Below are 15,300 nucleotides of genomic sequence, written 5' to 3'. Positions count from 1 at the left end.
ACGGAGTCTTAGTGGTGGGACGCCAGAGTGGCGTTCGGATTGGGCGTTCGGCGCTCGTCGGAGATGATGACGCCGTCCTCGATTTTGATGACCCGGTCGGCCCATTCCTCGAGCCGGGGGTCGTGGGTGACGCAGATGACGGCCGCGCCGTATTCATCCGCCGCGCGGCGCAGCAGGCGGATGACGATCTGGCCGTTCTCGCCGTCGAGAGCGGAGGTCGGTTCGTCGGCGAACAGGATCTTGGGGTCCTTGGCCAGGGCGCGGGCGATGGCCACGCGCTGCTTCTCCCCGCCGGACAGGATGGCGGGCCGCTGATGCAGGCGAGGGCCCAGCCCCACTTCTTCCAGCGCCTGGGTGGCGCGCTTCTTCGCCTGGCCGGGCGTCAGGCCCTGGAATTTCAACACCACCTCGACCTGCTGCAGGGCGGTGAGGGCGGGGAACAGGTTGAAGCCCTGGAAGATGAAGCCGCAGTGGTCGAGGCGGAACTTGTCGATCCGGCCGTTCGACAGCTTCCACAGGTCGTCGACGTCGAGCGCATCGACACGGCCTTCCTCGGGCCTCAGCAGGCCCGAAAGGGCGGCGATCAGGGTCGACTTGCCGGAGCCGGACGGGCCCATGACCATCGTGAGGTCGCCGTGGCGGGCGTCGAAGTCCACGCCCTTGAGCACTTCCACGAAGGACTTGCCGGACTTGAACCGTTTGATCAGCCCCTTGGCCTCAATGGCGAATTCGCCATGCTTGCCGTGGACCTTGGTGTGCGACGGGGCGGGGTGCTGGGTGAAATCGGTCATCGCAGCAGATCCGCCGGTTGGCTGTTCTTGAGGATGCCCAGCGACAGGGCGCCCGACACCATGGCGATGATAATCAGACCGCCGCCGACGACGATCAGCAGGACCGGGGGCAGGGCGATGATGACGGCGCCCATCAGGGCCAGGGCCTGAAGCCCCATGGTCAGCAGGATGGCCGCCGCCACCCCGACGCAGCCGACCCAGAAGCTGAGCTCCATGACGATGCGGTTCAGCGAGCCCATGCCGACGCCGAGCGCCCTCAGGGACGCGAACTCCTTGATGTTGGCCATGATGGCGCCCCGCAGGGTCTGCCAGGTGATGGCGATGCCGATGATGGTGCCCAGCACGACACAGCCGCCGATGATGATCACGAGGATGCCCTCCTCGAACATTGCGCCGGCGTTGGCGTCGGCCAGCTCCTGACGCGTCCAGGCCTTCCACTGGCCGTTGCCCGAGGCATTGAGCTCGGCGGCGACGCGGACGGCCTGGGAGGGATCGCGCAGCTTGACCATCAGGGGGCCGACACGCGGGCCGGTGTCGGCCTGGCCCACCATGCGCAGGGTGTCGCGCGACATGATGACGGTGGCCTGCATCATGTTGGGATAGCCGCGTGTGATGCCGACCACGGTGACCGTCTGGCCGTTGTAGAGGGCGCGGTCGCCCAGCTTGACGCCCAGTTTGCCGACGGCCGTCTCGTCGATGGCGACGGTGTAGGGCTGGCGCAGGGCGTCGACGAGTTCGCGCGAATAGTCTGTCGGAATGGTCACCGAGCCCGGCGTGGTGTCGATGATCGAGGCCTGCACGAACTGCTGGCGGGGGGCGCCCATCTTGGCGCGTTCGGCCTGTGACATCGTCGGATCGACGTCCTTGATCGACTGGAAGGAGCCGCCGGCGCCGTCCAGAGGCTGGACCTCGACGACCTCGGGGTTGTTGTAGACTTGCGGAATGAAGCGACGCGGCACGCCCGAGGGGCCGCCGATCAGCGACTTGGCGCCTGGCTGCATGACGATGACGTCGGCGCTGGACCTTTCGATGGTCGCGGTGAAGCCCTTGCCGATGCCGATGAAGACACCGGTCATGGCGAGCACGAGCAGGCCGGACAGGGCCAGGGCCATGACGGCGGCCATGTAGCGGCGCCACTCGAAGAGCAGCGTTGAAAGCGCGAGCGACATGGTCTGCGAAACACCCCTGACTTGCGACGTTATGTGACCTGCGGCCGGGTTCCCACCAAGTTAAATCGGGGTAAGGGGAAACGCCTTGTTATGGCCACGCTTGACGCGGCCGGGCGCAGCGCGTGGAGATGCCGCGCTTGCAAGGGGCGCAGCCCTGAAGCTAGTTACAAAGTAACACCGGCGTCTGGCCGGGTTCGGGAGAGAATATCCATGTCGTCACGGTCCCTGATCGCCGCCGCCTCCGTGCTGGCCCTCGCCTGCGCGGCCATGCCGGTTACGCCCGCCAGGGCCGAAGAAGGGATGTGGACCTTCGACAACTTCCCGATCCAGACGGTTAACGACCTGTATGGCACCCGTATCGATCAGGCTTGGCTCGACCGGGTGCGCGGCGCGGCCGTGCGCATCAACGGCTGTTCGGCGTCGCTGGTGTCGGGCGAGGGGCTGGTTCTGACCAACCATCACTGTGTCATCTCCTGCGTCCAGGACCTGTCGGACGCCCGGAACGACTACGTGAAGAACGGCTGGATGCCGGCGACCCGCGAGGAAGAGCGCCAGTGCCCGGGTCAGCAGGCCGAAATCCTGACCGACATCACCGATGTCACCGAGCGGGTGCTGGCGGCCGGCGCGGGGCTCGAGGGCTCGGCCTTCGTGCAGGCGCGCGGAGCGGTGCAGCAGGCGATCCAGACCGAGGAATGCAACAACGATCCCAAGCTGACCTGTCAGGTCATCAGCTTCTATCGCGGCGGTCGTTATGCCCTCTACAAGTTCCGCAAGTACGACGACGTACGGCTGGTGTTCGCGCCGGAGTTCCAGGCGGCCTTCTTCGGCGGCGATCCGGACAATTTCAACTTCCCGCGGTATGCGCTCGATGCCGGCTTCCTGCGTCTGTACGAGGACGGCAAGCCGGTCGAGACGCCGAACCACCTGACCTGGAACGCCAATGCGCCTACCGTGGGCGAGCCGGTGTTCGTGGCCGGGAACCCGGGTTCGACCTCGCGTCTGCTGACCGTGTCGCAGCTGGAACGGTTGCGCGACCAGACCCTGCCGTTGACGCTGATCCAGACGTCGGAACTGCGCGGACGGCTGCAGCAGTATTCCTTCTCCAGCGAGGAGGCGACGCGGGTGTCGGTCGATCCGATCTTCAGCCTTGAGAACGGGTTCAAGGTCTCCTACGGCCAGAACCAGGCCTTGCTGGATCCAGCCTTCATGGCCTTGAAGCGCGATCAGGAGGCGGAGCTGCGCGCCCGCGTCGCCGCAGACCCGGCCCTGGCCGAGCGCATCGGCGACCCGTGGGGCGACCTGACGCGGATCGAGGCGCAGGCGGCCGAACTGTTCGTGCCCTACCGCCAGCTGGAGGCCTCGGCCGGCCAGCGTTCGGCGCTGTATGGCTATGCCAAGGCGATCGTGCGGGCGGCCAAGGAACGCGCCAAGCCGCTGGCCGAGCGTCGCGCCGGATACTCCGACGCCGACCTGGCGACCCTGGGCCGTCGACTGGCCACGGTGACGCCGATCGAGGAAGATCTGGAGCAGATCTATCTGACCTTCTGGCTGTCCAAGACGCGTGAGTATCTGACTGTCGACAACGCCGACGTTCAGCGTCTGCTGGGTCGCGAGAGCCCGGAAGACCTGGCGCACCGGGTGGTCGAGGGCACGCGTCTGGCCGATCCGGCGCGCCGGGCCGAGCTCCTGGCCATGACGCCGGAGCAGCTGGCGGCGGCGGGCGATCCGATGATCGACCTGGTGCTGAAGAACGACGATGCGGCCCAGGCCCTGCGGGCGCAGTGGGAGGCGACCGTGTCCGGCCCGACCGCGCGTGCGGCCGAGAAGGTGGCCCAGGCCCGGTTCGCGGCCTACGGCGACAACCAGTATCCCGACGCGACCTTCAGCCTGCGTCTGTCCTATGGGCAGGTGAAGGGCTGGACCTATCGCGGCGTCGAGGTTCCGGCCTTCACCTATATGGGCGGCCTGTATGAGCGGGCGACCGGGTCGCAACCCTTCCTGCTGGCCGAACAGTTCGCGGCGCATGAGGCCGATGTGAACAAGGAGACGGTGTACGACTTCGTCTCGACCAACGACATCATCGGCGGCAACTCGGGTTCGCCGGTGATCAACGCGGCGGGCGAGGTCATCGGCGCGGCCTTCGACGGCAACATCCACTCGCTGGGCGGGTCCTATGGCTACGACGGCGAGCTGAACCGCACGGTGACGGTGTCGACGGCGGCGATCACCGAGGCGCTGCGCAATGTGTATCGCCAGCCACGCCTGCTGGCCGAACTGGGAGTCGAATAGGTCATGACGTCGATGAAACTGATCCTCGCCGCCACCACCGCCCTGACCCTCGCCGCGACCGGCGCACGGGCCGAGGAGGGGATGTGGACCTTCGACAACTTCCCCATCGCACGAGCCAACGAGACGCTGGGGACCTCGATCGATCAGGCGTGGCTGGATCGGGTGCGGCTGAGCTCGGTGAAGTTCGGCGGCTGTTCGGCCGGGATCGTGTCGGGCGAGGGCCTGGTCATGACCAACAACCACTGCGTCGCGACCTGCGTGGCCAACCTGTCGACCCAGGCCGTGAACTACGCCGAGACCGGTTTCACGCCCCGGACCCGCGAGGAAGAGGTCAAATGCCCGGGCGGCACGGCCGAGATCCTGACCGACATTTCCGACGTCACCGAGCGGGTGAGGGCGGCGGGCGAGGGGCTGACCGGTCAGGCCTACAACCGCGCGCGCGACGCCGAGATCGGGCGGATCGAGACCGAGGCCTGCGGCGACGCGACGGACAAGCGGTGCCAGGTCGTGACCCTGTACCGGGGTGGTCAATTCAAGCTCTACACCTACAAGAAATACACCGACGTCCGCCTGGCCTTCGCGCCCGAGGACCGGGCCGCGACCTTCGGCGGCGATCTCGACAACTTCTCCTTCCCGCGCTTCGCCATCGATGCGGCCTTCATCCGGCTGTACGAGAACGACGCCCCGGCGGTGACCGCGACCCACTTCGTCTGGAATGCCGACAAGCCCGTCGAGGGGACGCCCGTGTTCGTGACCGGAAGCCCCGGTGCGACCCAGCGTCTGCTGACCCAGGACCAGCTGTTCACCGTGCGGGACGTGGTCCTGCCCCTGGACCAGCTGATCGCCTCGGAGCTGCGCGGGCGACTGATCCGGTTCTCCGAGGAGTCGGAGGAGAACGCCTTCATCGCCATGGATCCGATCGTGGGGCTGGAGAACACCTACAAGCGTGGCTTGGGCCGGATGCGGGCCCTGACCGATCCGGGCTTCATGGCGACGCGCGCCGAGGGCGAGACGGACTTCCGCCGTCGCGTGGTGTCGAACCCGGAACTCGCCCGCAGCGCCGCCGATCCGTGGGGTGCGCTGACAACGATTCAGCCCATCGCGCGCGAACTCTATCCCGCCTACGCCCTGCTGGAAGGCGGGACGGGCATCGGCACGACGCCGGTGGCGGGCGGATCGCAGCTGTTCCTGTGGGCGCGGACCCTGGTGCGGGGTGCGCAGGAGCGGGCCAAGCCCTCGGCCGAGCGTCTGCCGGAGTTCGGCGATGCGCGTCTGTCTGGCGTCCAGTCGGCCCTGTTCGCCGAGCGTCCGACCTATCCAGCGCTCGAGCAGGTGCGGATGGAGTGGTGGCTGTCCAAGACGCGCGAATGGCTGACGGTCGACAATCCGGCGGTGCGCGGCCTGCTGGGCCGGGAATCGCCCGAGGAACTGTCGGCGCGTCTGATTCAGGGCACGACCCTGGCCGATCCGGCCGTGCGTCGCGCTTTGTGGGAAGGCGGGATGGCAGCGGTCGAGGCGTCCGACGATCCGATGATCAAATACCTGCTGTCGATCCAGGACGAGACACGCGCTGTCCGTTCGGATTGGGAAACGCGGGTCCAGGCGCCGACCGATCAGGCGGCTGAACGCCTGGCCGCCGCGCGGTTCGCCGCCTATGGCGACACCGTCTATCCGGATGCGACGGGCACGTTGCGCCTGACCTACGGCAAGATCGAGGGGTCGGACGTTCCGGGCCAGCGCTGGGGTCCGTTCACGACCTTCGCGGGTCTGTGGGACCGGGCGACCGGCTCGGCGCCGTTCGACGTCGCGCCGAAGCTGCTGGCTGCGCGGGACGAGATCGATCCGGACACGGTGCTGAACATGACGCTGTCGTCGGACACGATCGGCGGCTCGTCCGGCTCGCCGGTGGTCAACGCCCGGGGCGAGATGCTGGGGGCGAACTTCGACTCCACCGTCCTGACCCAGCGCAACGCCTATGGCTACGACCGCAACGTAAACCGCAGCGTGATCGTGACCACGGGCGCGGTGACCGTCGCGCTGCGCGACGTCTACGATATGGGGCGGCTGGTGGAGGAACTGGGGGTCGACTGAACCGTCGTCAGATCTTCTTCTCGTCCGGGGACGGAAGGTCGAGTGAGGAATCATCGACGTCGAACAGGCTGTCGTCGGCGATCAGCGGGGCAGGGCGCGCGGTCCTCTCCCTGGCCGGCGTCGGCTGGGACAGGGGTGCGCGGTCCTCGGCCAGCGAGCGGCGGGCGGTGTCGAAATACTGCCAGCCGGTCCAGACCGTCGCGATGGCGGCGAACCAGATCAGGCTGTCGGCGAACAGCTGGAAGTACGGCAGCCATTCGAAGTCGAGGCCGAAGCCATCCCAGTTGCGGGCGAACAGCTGGCAGCCCAGGGCGACCAGCTGGACGGTCGTCTTCCACTTGGCCAGCAGGGTGACCTCGAGGGTGACGCGGCCGGCGATGGTCTCGCGCAGGGCCGAGACGGCGAACTCGCGGAACAGGATCAGGCCGCAGGGGATGGCGATCTGGGGCACCGAGCCCGAGGTCAGGACGCCGAGGATGGCGCCCGTCACCAGGACCTTGTCGGCGATGGGATCCAGGATCGCGCCCCAGCGCGTCTCGGCATGCCAGCGCCGCGCCAGATAGCCGTCGACCCAGTCGGTCGAGGCGGCGACGACGAAGATGTAGAAGGCCGCGCGATAGAGGCCGAACTGGTCCTCGGGGCTAAGATAGGACGACAGGATCGGCACCCCGCCCGTCGCGCCCGCCAGGATCAGGAACATCACCACCCCGGCGACCAGCCGCAGGCCGGTCAGGATGTTGGGGATCGGGTTGACGTGATGCGTAGGCGACATGAGCGTTTCCGTTGGCGAGCTGGCGAGACCAGCATAGGCGGTCTTCGACGAACGCGCGCCTAGCTTAGCGGTTCAAACCGGGGCGCCGCGGTGAGCTTGCGCAGGATTCCCTCGGCGATGCCGAAGTGCAGACCGACCAGTTCAAGCGTCCCGGCCGCCTCGCGCTCGGCGATCCAGGGGAAGGTTCGCAGGTTGCGAAGCGAGAGGCGCACGACGGCCTCCTCGGAGGCCTGTTCGACCTGCCCGGGCTCGACGGTCTCGGCCACATGGCGGACGACGGGCGTGCCCTGGGCGATCCAGGGCGCCACGAAGTCCTGCACATTGGCGGGCGCGCCCTGGCGCATGGCCGCCACGCCGCCGCAGTGGGCGTGGCCCATGACGACGATACGTCGGACGTTCAGCGCCTTGACCCCGAACTCGAGCGCCGCCGACACGCCGTGCAGAAGGCCGTCTGGTTCATAGGGCGGGACCAGATTGGCGACATTGCGGACCACGAACAGCTGGCCCGGGGCGGCGTCGAAGATCAGGGCCGGGTCGGCGCGGCTGTCGGAACAGGCGACGATCAGGGTGTGGGGCGTCTGGCCGTCGGCGGCCAAGGCCTCGTACTCCGCCTTGGCCGCGGGCCAGTGGTCGGCGCGGAACCGGCGGTAGCCGGAGATCAGGGGATCGAGCGACTCATCGGACATGGGCGCTCAATGCCTCAACGGCGACGCGCCGCCAAGTCGATCAGGGCTGAAGCTCCGGATGGCGGGCCAGGAAGACCTCGAAGTCGTCACGTACGTCTATGTCCAGGGCGCGGGCGCGATCGATGTCGACACGACCCTCGCCATCGCCCAGGGCCATCCGGGCCAGACCGCGACCGAACAGGGAGGCGCTCATATAGGGCTGACCCTCCAGCGCCTGGTCATAGAGACGCTTCGCCTCCTCGAACCGGCCGAGGTGCATGAGCACCATGGCGCGGCTGTCGAGGAAGGCGGCCTCGGGCGCGGCGGAGATGGCAGCGTCGCAGTCCTGAAGGGCGGTCTCCAGATCGAAGCCCGCCACGCCCTGGGACCAGCAGAGTGCGTTCACCCATTCGGGATCGCCGTTGCCGGCCGTCCTGACGAAGGCGAAGTCCTCGCGCGCGCCTTCCGTCTGGCCGGCCAGCGCCCTGGTCTCGGCCCTTGCGATACGCAGGTCCCGGTCTTCCGACGAGGCGGCGATCGCCGCGTCCAGAACGGGAAGGGCGTCAGCCGGGCGGCCCTCGCGGATCGCCAGCATCCGTCGCGCGTAGAGGGCTGTGGCGTCCGTGGGCGTCTCCGTCAGTCGCTCGTCGATTATCGCTCTGGCCTCGTCGCCGCGCCCCAGACGCGTCAGGGCCGTGAGTTCGCCGGAGGGGCCGGCCGTGCGATTCGGGGCGCTGGTCTTCAGGGCCCGATAGTCCTGCAGCGCACGCTCGGCGCGGCCGATCTGATAGTAGGACAGGGCGCGGCCGTGCAGGGCCTCGTCGTTGGCTGGGTCTAGGCGCAGGGCCACGCTGTAGCTGACCACGGCCTCGGCGGCCCGACCGTCGCGATAGGCGGCCCAGGCCTGGCCGAGAACGGCCGGCACGTCCGCCGGGTCGAGATCCACGGCATGGTCGAAGTCGGCGCGTGCGCCGGGCACGTCGTCATCGGCCAGCCGGGCGTCGCCGCGCGCCAGCCGGGCCTTCAGGTTGTCGGGCTCCTGCTCGACGGCGGCGTCCAGCAGCACCAGGGCGCCCTCGAAGTCGGAGATGGCGGTCAGGGCCTCGGCCCTTTCGAGCAGATTTTCGACATCGCTTTCGCCGGGCGTCAGCCGGGTGCGATCGGCCTCGGTGCCGGCATAGTCGGCGGGCGCGCGGATGCGGGCGCCGACGTCGGCGAGGGACCGGGCCCGTGTCCGGGCCGCCGTCATGTCGTCGGCGCTGATCTCAGACGCCAGGCTGTTCCAGACGACGAGGATGTCGGCCACGCCGTCGGTGATCGTGGCGGTGCGCCACATGCGGTAGCCGCCGGCCTCGGCGTTCAGGTTCGAAGCCTCCAGCCGGAAGCCCTCGCCGCCGTTCGGCAGGATGATGCGCGTGCGGGTGCGACCCATGGTCGGATAGGGGATCGAATAGGGCTCGTCCTTCAAGTCGGCATACAGGCCGGTGCGCTCCGCCTGGACCGGAACACCAAGAGACGTGCCGTCCACCCCGAGCAGACGACCGCCCGAACCGGACACCCAGGCCATCTGCGAGGTCCCGGTAATGGTGACGTAGAAGAGGTGTTGCGCTTCGTCGTACCGGGTCTCGACCTTCTCGAAATTGGTCGACTTCTGATCCTTGAAGCTGTTCTCGAAGACCGTGTGCAGCTGGTCGGCGGTCAGGCGCAGGAACTGTTCGCGCGTCGTCGTCGCGTTGTCGCCGCTGTAGGCGGTCTCGAAGACGAAGGGCGCCGGGGCGTCGAGACCGTTCGAGGCGTCGATGGTGAAAAGGCGGTCTTCCGCGGGACGAACGGCCGGGGGCGCCACGATGGGTTCGAGAGCGGCGCCCTCGGCCTGGACCGGCAGGGCCCACCGGTAGGGCGGGGGCGTCAGCAGGGCCAGTTGGCGATCGCCGACACCGGTGCCGTCCATCCAGTAGTCGCGGCCGTCGATCGTCGCCTTGACAATGATGTGGTCGAACCAGGCCATCAGGGGCAGGCGGTGTTCCAACCCGTCGCCGTAGTCGGTGCTGACGAGCGCCGCTTCGGCCTCAATGCCCAGACCGTGCAGCAGGGCCAGCAGAAGCGCGGTCTTGCCCTTGCAGTCGCCGTAGCGGCTGCGCCAGACGGCATCGGCGGACTGGGGCACATAGCCGCCTTCGCCCATCGACAGGGCAAGATAGCGGACCTGGTCCTGGACCAGACGCAGGGCGGCGGCGGCCTGATCCTCGGGCGTCGCATTAGCGGCGCGGATGCGTTCGATCTCGGCGGTGAGCGGAGAGCCGGGCTCCAGGGTCGCCGCCTGGACGTAGAGGTGGGCCACCATGGCCGAGACCTCAGCCCAGTCGGCGGCGTCGGTGAACTGGATGACGTTGGTCAGATAGTAGCGCGGCGGGAGGTTGTCGGGCAGGCGCTCGGGCTGGATGTCGGTGCGTTCGACCAGAAGCTCCCAGCCGTCACGGGTGCGGCGCGGCTCTATCCGGGGCCAGGAGGCAGGCAGGCTGGACCGCAGGGCGAGGTCGGCGGGCCACTCGATCCGGTAGCGGGCGTAGTCGATCGGCCAGCCCAAGGTCTGTTCGTCCAGCAGCTCCTGGTGTGGGGCCAGGACGCCGCCGTTGTCGATGATGGTGAAGGCGGTCTCCAGCACGTCGCCGACGCGAAGATCGCGCGGCTGAAGCGTCGCGGTCAGGACGCCGTCGAGCATGGAATAGCTGAGGTTGTTCTCGCGGCGCAGGACGTCGAACTGCTGGTCGGCGAGGACGTCGATGACGGCGCCGTCGCGGAGGATGCGGACCGCATGGACCTGGATCGACTGGCGAGGCGGCGCCCAGCTGGCGCTGATGGTGCTCATCAGCTCCAGCCCCTGACGCGACTGGATCCGGATTTGCCGGTGCATGAACATCTCGCGGCCGCGCGAGGTGATGCGGACCTGTCGATCCAGGGTCAGCATGCGGATGGCGGCGTCGTCGATCGGCGCCGGAACGCGATCGGCGGCGAGAGGCTGGATCCAGGCGGGGGTCGGCGTCCGTTCCACCTCCTGGGCGAAAGCCGGCACGCCGATCAGCAGCATGACAGCCGCCATCACCCAGACCCATACGCGCACTGTGCATCCCCCACCGTTCCCGTTCAGGTTTAACACGGAAAACCGAGGGGGCCAGCGGACCGGAGGTCGCGGAACGGCGTCAGGTCTTGTGGAAGAAGCCGTGGATGCGTTCGGCCAGGGCGCGGTTGATGCCCTCGACCTTTTCCAGATCGACGACGGCGGCGCGGCCGACGCCCTTGGCCGAGCCGAAGGCATGCAGCAGGGCCTTCTTGCGGCCGGGGCCGACGCCCTCGATCTCGTCGAGCGGGTTCTTCTTGATGTCCATCGAGCGGCGGGTGCGGTGGGCGCCGTTGGCGAAGCGGTGGGCCTCGTCGCGCAGCCGCTGGATGTAATAGAGGGCCGGCGACTTCAGCGGCAGCATGAAGGGCGGTTTGCCGGGCACGAAGAACCGCTCCATCCCCGCGTCGCGATCCGGCCCCTTGGCGACGCCGACGGCGAGGATGTCGTCGAGCCCGAGATCGGCCAGTACGGCCTGGACCTCGGCCAGTTGGCCCGCGCCGCCGTCGATCAGCAGGAGGTCGGGGCGGACGACTTCCTCGGCGCCCTCTTCCTCGTCCTTGACCAGACGGGAGAAGCGGCGGCGCATGACCTCGCGCATCATGCCGTAGTCGTCGCCGGGGGTCAGGTCCGTGCCGCGGATGTTGAACTTGCGGTACTGGGACTTCTGGAAGCCCTCGGGGCCGGCGACGATCATGCCGCCGACCGCATTGGTGCCCTGGATGTGGGCGTTGTCGTAGACCTCGATGCGCTCCGGCGTGCTCTCCAGACCGAAGGCCTCGCAGACCTCGGCGAGGATTTTGCCCTGGGCAGAGCCCTCGGCCATCTTGCGGCCGAGCGCCTCGCGGGCGTTGGTGTGGGCGTGGTCGACGAGGGATTTCTTGTCGCCGCGCATCGGCCGTTCGATCGAGACGACGCGGCGGCCGTCCGCCTCCTTCGCCTTCATCGAGAAGGCTTCTTCGAGCAGTTCCTTCTCGAACGGCACGACATTGGACAGGATCAGGCGGGCGACCGGCTTGTCCTCGTAGAACTGGCCGAGGAAGGCGGACAGGATCTCGGGATCGGTGTCGGACTTGTCGACGCGCGGGAAATAGGCGCGGCCGCCCCAGTTCTGGCCGCCGCGATAGAAGAAGACCTGGACGCAGGCCTGACCGCCTTCACTGAACAGCGCGAAGACGTCGGCCTCGGCCACGCTGTCGGCGCTGACCGAGTTCTCCATGGTGATGGCCGAGAGGGCGCGGATACGGTCGCGGACGCGGGCGGCCTGTTCGAAGTCCATCGCCTCGGCGGCCGTTGTCATCTCCTGCGACAGACGGCCGATCACGGCGCGCGACTTGCCGCGCAGGAACAGGGAGGCTTCCTCGACGAGATCGCCATAGTCCTCGAGTGAGATCAGGCCCGTGCAGGGGGCCGAGCAGCGCTTGATCTGGTGCAGCATACAGGGGCGGGTGCGGGTCTCGTAGACGCTGTCCGAACAGGACCGCAGAAGGAAGGCCTTCTGCAGGGTGTTCAGCGTCCGGTTCACCGCCCAGGTCGAGGCGAAGGGACCGAAATACTCGCCGTCGGTGGTGTGGGCGCCGCGATGTTTGCGGACCTGGGGAGCCCGGTGGTCCTTGCGGATCATCAGTTCGGCGAAGGACTTGTCGTCGCGCAGGACGACGTTGAAGCGGGGCTTCAGCTTCTTGATGAAGTTGGATTCGAGCAGCAGGGCCTCGGTCTCGGAGGCCGTGACCACCAGCTCCATCGAGCGGGTCAGGGAGACCATCAGGCCGATGCGCTGGGTGTGGAAGCGGCCCTGCGCATACTGGAGGATGCGCTTCTTGATCGACTTGGCCTTGCCGACATAGAGGCAGGTCCCGTCCTCGCCGTACATGCGATAGACGCCCGGCTTGTCAGGCGCGCGCCGGGCCTCGTCGCGGATCAGGTCGGCGGCGACGAGAGGGACGGTCGAATCAGCGGGCGGGGCGTCGGCGGGCATCGCGGGGAATATAGGCGTCGCGCGGCGATCTGTCAGAGCGGCTTGATCGGCTTTCGAGAATGGAGGAGCTTCGCCGCGACCGGCGGCATATCTCCGGTTTCGGGGAGGTTTATCATGCAGCGCATCGCCATCGCGGTCGTCCTGTCAGGTCTTCTGGCCGCGTGCGGACAACAGGCGCCGGCAACCGGGGAGGCAGGGGCGCCGGCAGCCGAGCTGGATTTCATCGAGGCCGTGCCGATCGATGAGGACGCCCCCGCGCCGATCGCCCAACCCAGGCCCGCCGCGACAAAGGAGGCGTCGGAAGAGGATCGCGAGCCGGCCGAGGACAAGGCCGCGGAAGCGACGGCGGCCCCGGCTGGCTCACCCACCCCCGTGCCCGCGGCGCCGGCCAGCGATGCGGCGTCCGCGACGCGGCGGGCCAATGAGACGACCGCGACGCCGCCGGTCGCATCATCGACCGAGAGACCCTACCGCCCAAACTAGGCGTCCAGCCGCCCCTTCGACTGGTCGGCGCTGAAGATCACATCCTTGTCCGGCTTCGGATGCTTGCCCTCGGGCCGGTTCAGCCGGTGCAGGATATGGCGGATGATGTTCAGACGCGCGGCCTTCTTGTCGTCGGTCGCGACGACGGTCCAGGGCGTTTCCTTCGAGTGGGTCTCGGCCAGCATCTGGTCGCGCGCGGCGGTGTAGGCGTCCCAGCGCGTCTGGGCCTCGGCGTCCAGCGACGACACCTTGAACCGCTTCAGCGGGTCCTCCATCCGTTCGGCGAGGCGCTTCGCCTGTTCGTCCTTCGAGATGTCGAGCCAGAACTTGATCAGGATGATGCCCGAGTGGACCAGCATCTTCTCGAAGCGCGGCACGTCGTCCAGGAACTGTTCGTGCTGCTCGGGCGTGCAGAAGCCCATGACCGGCTCGACACCCGCCCGGTTGTACCAGGAGCGGTTGAACAGGACGAGTTCACCCGCCGACGGCAGGTGCGGGACATACCGCTGGAAATACCACTGGCCGGTCTCGCGCTCGGTCGGCTTGGGCAGGGCGACGACGCGGGTCTGGCGCGGCGAGGAATATTCGGTGATCCGCTTGATCGCCCCGTCCTTGCCGGCGGTGTCCCGGCCCTCGAAGACGACGAGGACCTTCAGGCCTTTCTCGATCGCCCAGGCCTGGGTCGCGACCAGTTCGATCTGCAACGCCTCCAGCTCGGTCTCGTAATCGTCTTTCTTGCCCATGGGTCTCATCTCCTTGTCCCGCCACGTTGCGATTTATTTACTGGCGCGTCGAGCGACCGAAACTAGTGTCCCGCGCATGATCCTGAACCGCAGACAGATACTGGCGACCGCCACCGCGGCCGTCATGACCGCCGCTTCGAGCGCGAGAGCCCGCGACATGGCCGGTTTCGACGCCGCCCTTCAGGCCGCGTTCGACGGCGCGGAGACGCCCGCCCTCGGCGGCATGGTGGTGGGCCCGGACGGTGCGATCTGGACCGGCGAGAGAGGCGTGAGACAGGCCGGAGGCGCGACCGTAGGGTCCGACGACCTGTGGCATCTGGGATCGAACACCAAGGCGATGACCGCCGCCCTCTATGGCCGGCTGGTCGACATGGGGCAGGCCTCCTGGACGGCGACGCTGGGCGAGGCCCTGCCCGACATGCCGATGGACGCGGCCTGGACGGACATGCCGGTCAAACAGGTCATGGCCCACCGCGGAGGCCTTTCGGACGCCACGGCGCTCGGACAGGCCTGGCTGATGACGGCCCGGGCCGATCCGGCGTCGCTACCGGACCAGAGGCGGACCCTGGCGACAACGATGCTGGCCTCGCCGCCGGCCGGGACACCGGGAACCTTCGGCTACGCCAACAGCAACTACATCCTGATCGGCGCGATCATCGAGCGGATCACCGGCGGGTCGTGGGAAGACGCCATGCGGACCGAGCTGTTCGAGCCGCTGGGCATCAAGACCGGCGGCTTCGGCGCGCCGCAGGGCGACCAGCCTTGGGGTCACAGCGGCGGCCGGAGCATTGATCCGTCGGGGCCGGTGACCGACAACCCGGCGGCGCTGGGACCTGCGGGCACCGCCCACATTAGCCTGCAGGACTATGGCCGCTTCCTGCGGGTGTTCCTGAGCGACGGCGCAGGGTGGCTGAAGCCGGAAACACTGGCGGTGCTGATTCAGCCGGTTGGCGAGGGCCAGCCGCCCTATGCCGGAGGCTGGATCACGCCGCCGGGCCAGCCCTGGGCGCAGGGCGTTTGCCTGACCCACGATGGCTCCAACACCCTGTGGTACGCCTCGACCTGGGTCGCGCCGGGAATCGGCAAGGCCTTCGTGGCTGTGTCGAACGACGCGCAACGGGGCAGGCCGGCCTGTCAGGCGCTGATACCCGGCCTCATTCAGGCGATCTGACGAAGCGGTCTGGTGGATCGAGTTCGGCCC

At 68.2% G+C, this 15,300-nt stretch carries 10 protein-coding genes and 1 pseudogene; 4 read left to right on the top strand and 7 right to left on the bottom strand.

Annotated features, from left to right (window positions below; genetic code table 11):
- Positions 1 to 8: 8 nt before the first annotated feature.
- Both ACQY68_RS15085 and ACQY68_RS15080 read right to left on the bottom strand, forming a co-directional pair.
- Entirely contained in the window at positions 9 to 791 is a 783-nt protein-coding gene (locus tag ACQY68_RS15085; protein WP_428150443.1) for an ABC transporter ATP-binding protein, read from the bottom strand.
- Positions 788 to 1,960, bottom strand: a complete 1,173-nt coding sequence (locus ACQY68_RS15080; RefSeq protein ID WP_428150441.1) for an ABC transporter permease — start codon at positions 1,958 to 1,960, stop codon at positions 788 to 790. Before ACQY68_RS15080 ends, ACQY68_RS15085 begins: the two co-directional genes overlap by 4 nt.
- Before the next feature lie 210 nt (positions 1,961 to 2,170).
- Between ACQY68_RS15080 and ACQY68_RS15075 the strand changes: the two genes are divergently transcribed.
- Positions 2,171 to 4,249 (top strand): S46 family peptidase, encoded by a 2,079-nt coding sequence (locus ACQY68_RS15075; protein ID WP_428150440.1) that lies wholly within the window; start codon positions 2,171 to 2,173, stop codon positions 4,247 to 4,249.
- Positions 4,250 to 4,252: 3 nt separating this feature from the next.
- Positions 4,253 to 6,340, top strand: a complete 2,088-nt coding sequence (locus ACQY68_RS15070) for a S46 family peptidase (RefSeq protein WP_428150439.1) — start codon at positions 4,253 to 4,255, stop codon at positions 6,338 to 6,340.
- 145 nt (positions 6,341 to 6,485) lie between these two features.
- On the opposite strand, the pseudogene pgsA reads toward ACQY68_RS15070, so the two are convergent.
- The 4 genes and pseudogenes from pgsA to uvrC form a co-directional block, all read right to left on the bottom strand.
- A pseudogene (pgsA, locus tag ACQY68_RS15065) lies at positions 6,486 to 7,112 on the bottom strand (CDP-diacylglycerol--glycerol-3-phosphate 3-phosphatidyltransferase); the annotation flags it as partial.
- Positions 7,113 to 7,171: 59 nt separating this feature from the next.
- Entirely contained in the window at positions 7,172 to 7,798 is a 627-nt protein-coding gene (locus tag ACQY68_RS15060; protein ID WP_428150438.1) for a carbonic anhydrase, read from the bottom strand.
- Positions 7,799 to 7,838: 40 nt separating this feature from the next.
- A complete protein-coding gene (locus ACQY68_RS15055; protein WP_428150436.1) occupies positions 7,839 to 10,898 on the bottom strand; it encodes a DUF3857 domain-containing protein in 3,060 nt (1,019 codons plus the stop codon).
- 79 nt (positions 10,899 to 10,977) lie between these two features.
- Positions 10,978 to 12,873, bottom strand: a complete 1,896-nt coding sequence (gene uvrC / locus ACQY68_RS15050; RefSeq protein ID WP_428150434.1) for an excinuclease ABC subunit UvrC — start codon at positions 12,871 to 12,873, stop codon at positions 10,978 to 10,980.
- 114 nt (positions 12,874 to 12,987) lie between these two features.
- Between uvrC and ACQY68_RS15045 the strand changes: the two genes are divergently transcribed.
- Positions 12,988 to 13,356 carry a hypothetical protein gene (locus ACQY68_RS15045; protein ID WP_428150432.1) on the top strand — a complete coding sequence of 123 codons (369 nt, stop codon included), beginning with the start codon at positions 12,988 to 12,990 and terminating at the stop codon, positions 13,354 to 13,356.
- On the opposite strand, the gene ppk2 is transcribed toward ACQY68_RS15045, so the two are convergent.
- The gene (gene ppk2 / locus ACQY68_RS15040; RefSeq protein ID WP_428150431.1) at positions 13,353 to 14,099 is read right to left on the bottom strand and encodes a polyphosphate kinase 2; all 747 of its coding nucleotides are present in this window, start codon (positions 14,097 to 14,099) and stop codon (positions 13,353 to 13,355) included. The genes ACQY68_RS15045 and ppk2 overlap by 4 nt on opposite strands.
- Positions 14,100 to 14,175: 76 nt before the next feature.
- On the opposite strand from ppk2, the gene ACQY68_RS15035 reads away from it, so the two are divergent.
- The gene (locus ACQY68_RS15035) at positions 14,176 to 15,270 is read left to right on the top strand and encodes a serine hydrolase domain-containing protein (protein WP_428150429.1); all 1,095 of its coding nucleotides are present in this window, start codon (positions 14,176 to 14,178) and stop codon (positions 15,268 to 15,270) included.
- The last annotated feature ends 30 nt before the right edge of the window (positions 15,271 to 15,300 follow it).

This window comes from Brevundimonas sp., assembly GCF_965278935.1.
GTDB lineage: Bacteria > Pseudomonadota > Alphaproteobacteria > Caulobacterales > Caulobacteraceae > Brevundimonas.
Note: the sequence above shows the minus strand (reverse complement) of the source record. Positions and strands in the feature narration are given on the sequence as shown.

What these genes read in the sequence shown, in the direction of transcription:
- ACQY68_RS15085 (WP_428150443.1), bottom strand. Translation starts at nt 791, where the DNA reads ATGACCGATTTCACCCAGCACCCCGCCCCGTCGCACACCAAGGTCCAC.
- ACQY68_RS15080 (WP_428150441.1), bottom strand. Translation starts at nt 1,960, where the DNA reads ATGTCGCTCGCGCTTTCAACGCTGCTCTTCGAGTGGCGCCGCTACATG.
- ACQY68_RS15075 (WP_428150440.1), top strand. Translation starts at nt 2,171, where the DNA reads ATGTCGTCACGGTCCCTGATCGCCGCCGCCTCCGTGCTGGCCCTCGCC.
- ACQY68_RS15070 (WP_428150439.1), top strand. Translation starts at nt 4,253, where the DNA reads ATGACGTCGATGAAACTGATCCTCGCCGCCACCACCGCCCTGACCCTC.
- ACQY68_RS15060 (WP_428150438.1), bottom strand. Translation starts at nt 7,798, where the DNA reads ATGTCCGATGAGTCGCTCGATCCCCTGATCTCCGGCTACCGCCGGTTC.
- uvrC (WP_428150434.1), bottom strand. Translation starts at nt 12,873, where the DNA reads ATGCCCGCCGACGCCCCGCCCGCTGATTCGACCGTCCCTCTCGTCGCC.
- ACQY68_RS15045 (WP_428150432.1), top strand. Translation starts at nt 12,988, where the DNA reads ATGCAGCGCATCGCCATCGCGGTCGTCCTGTCAGGTCTTCTGGCCGCG.
- ppk2 (WP_428150431.1), bottom strand. Translation starts at nt 14,099, where the DNA reads ATGGGCAAGAAAGACGATTACGAGACCGAGCTGGAGGCGTTGCAGATC.
- ACQY68_RS15035 (WP_428150429.1), top strand. Translation starts at nt 14,176, where the DNA reads ATGATCCTGAACCGCAGACAGATACTGGCGACCGCCACCGCGGCCGTC.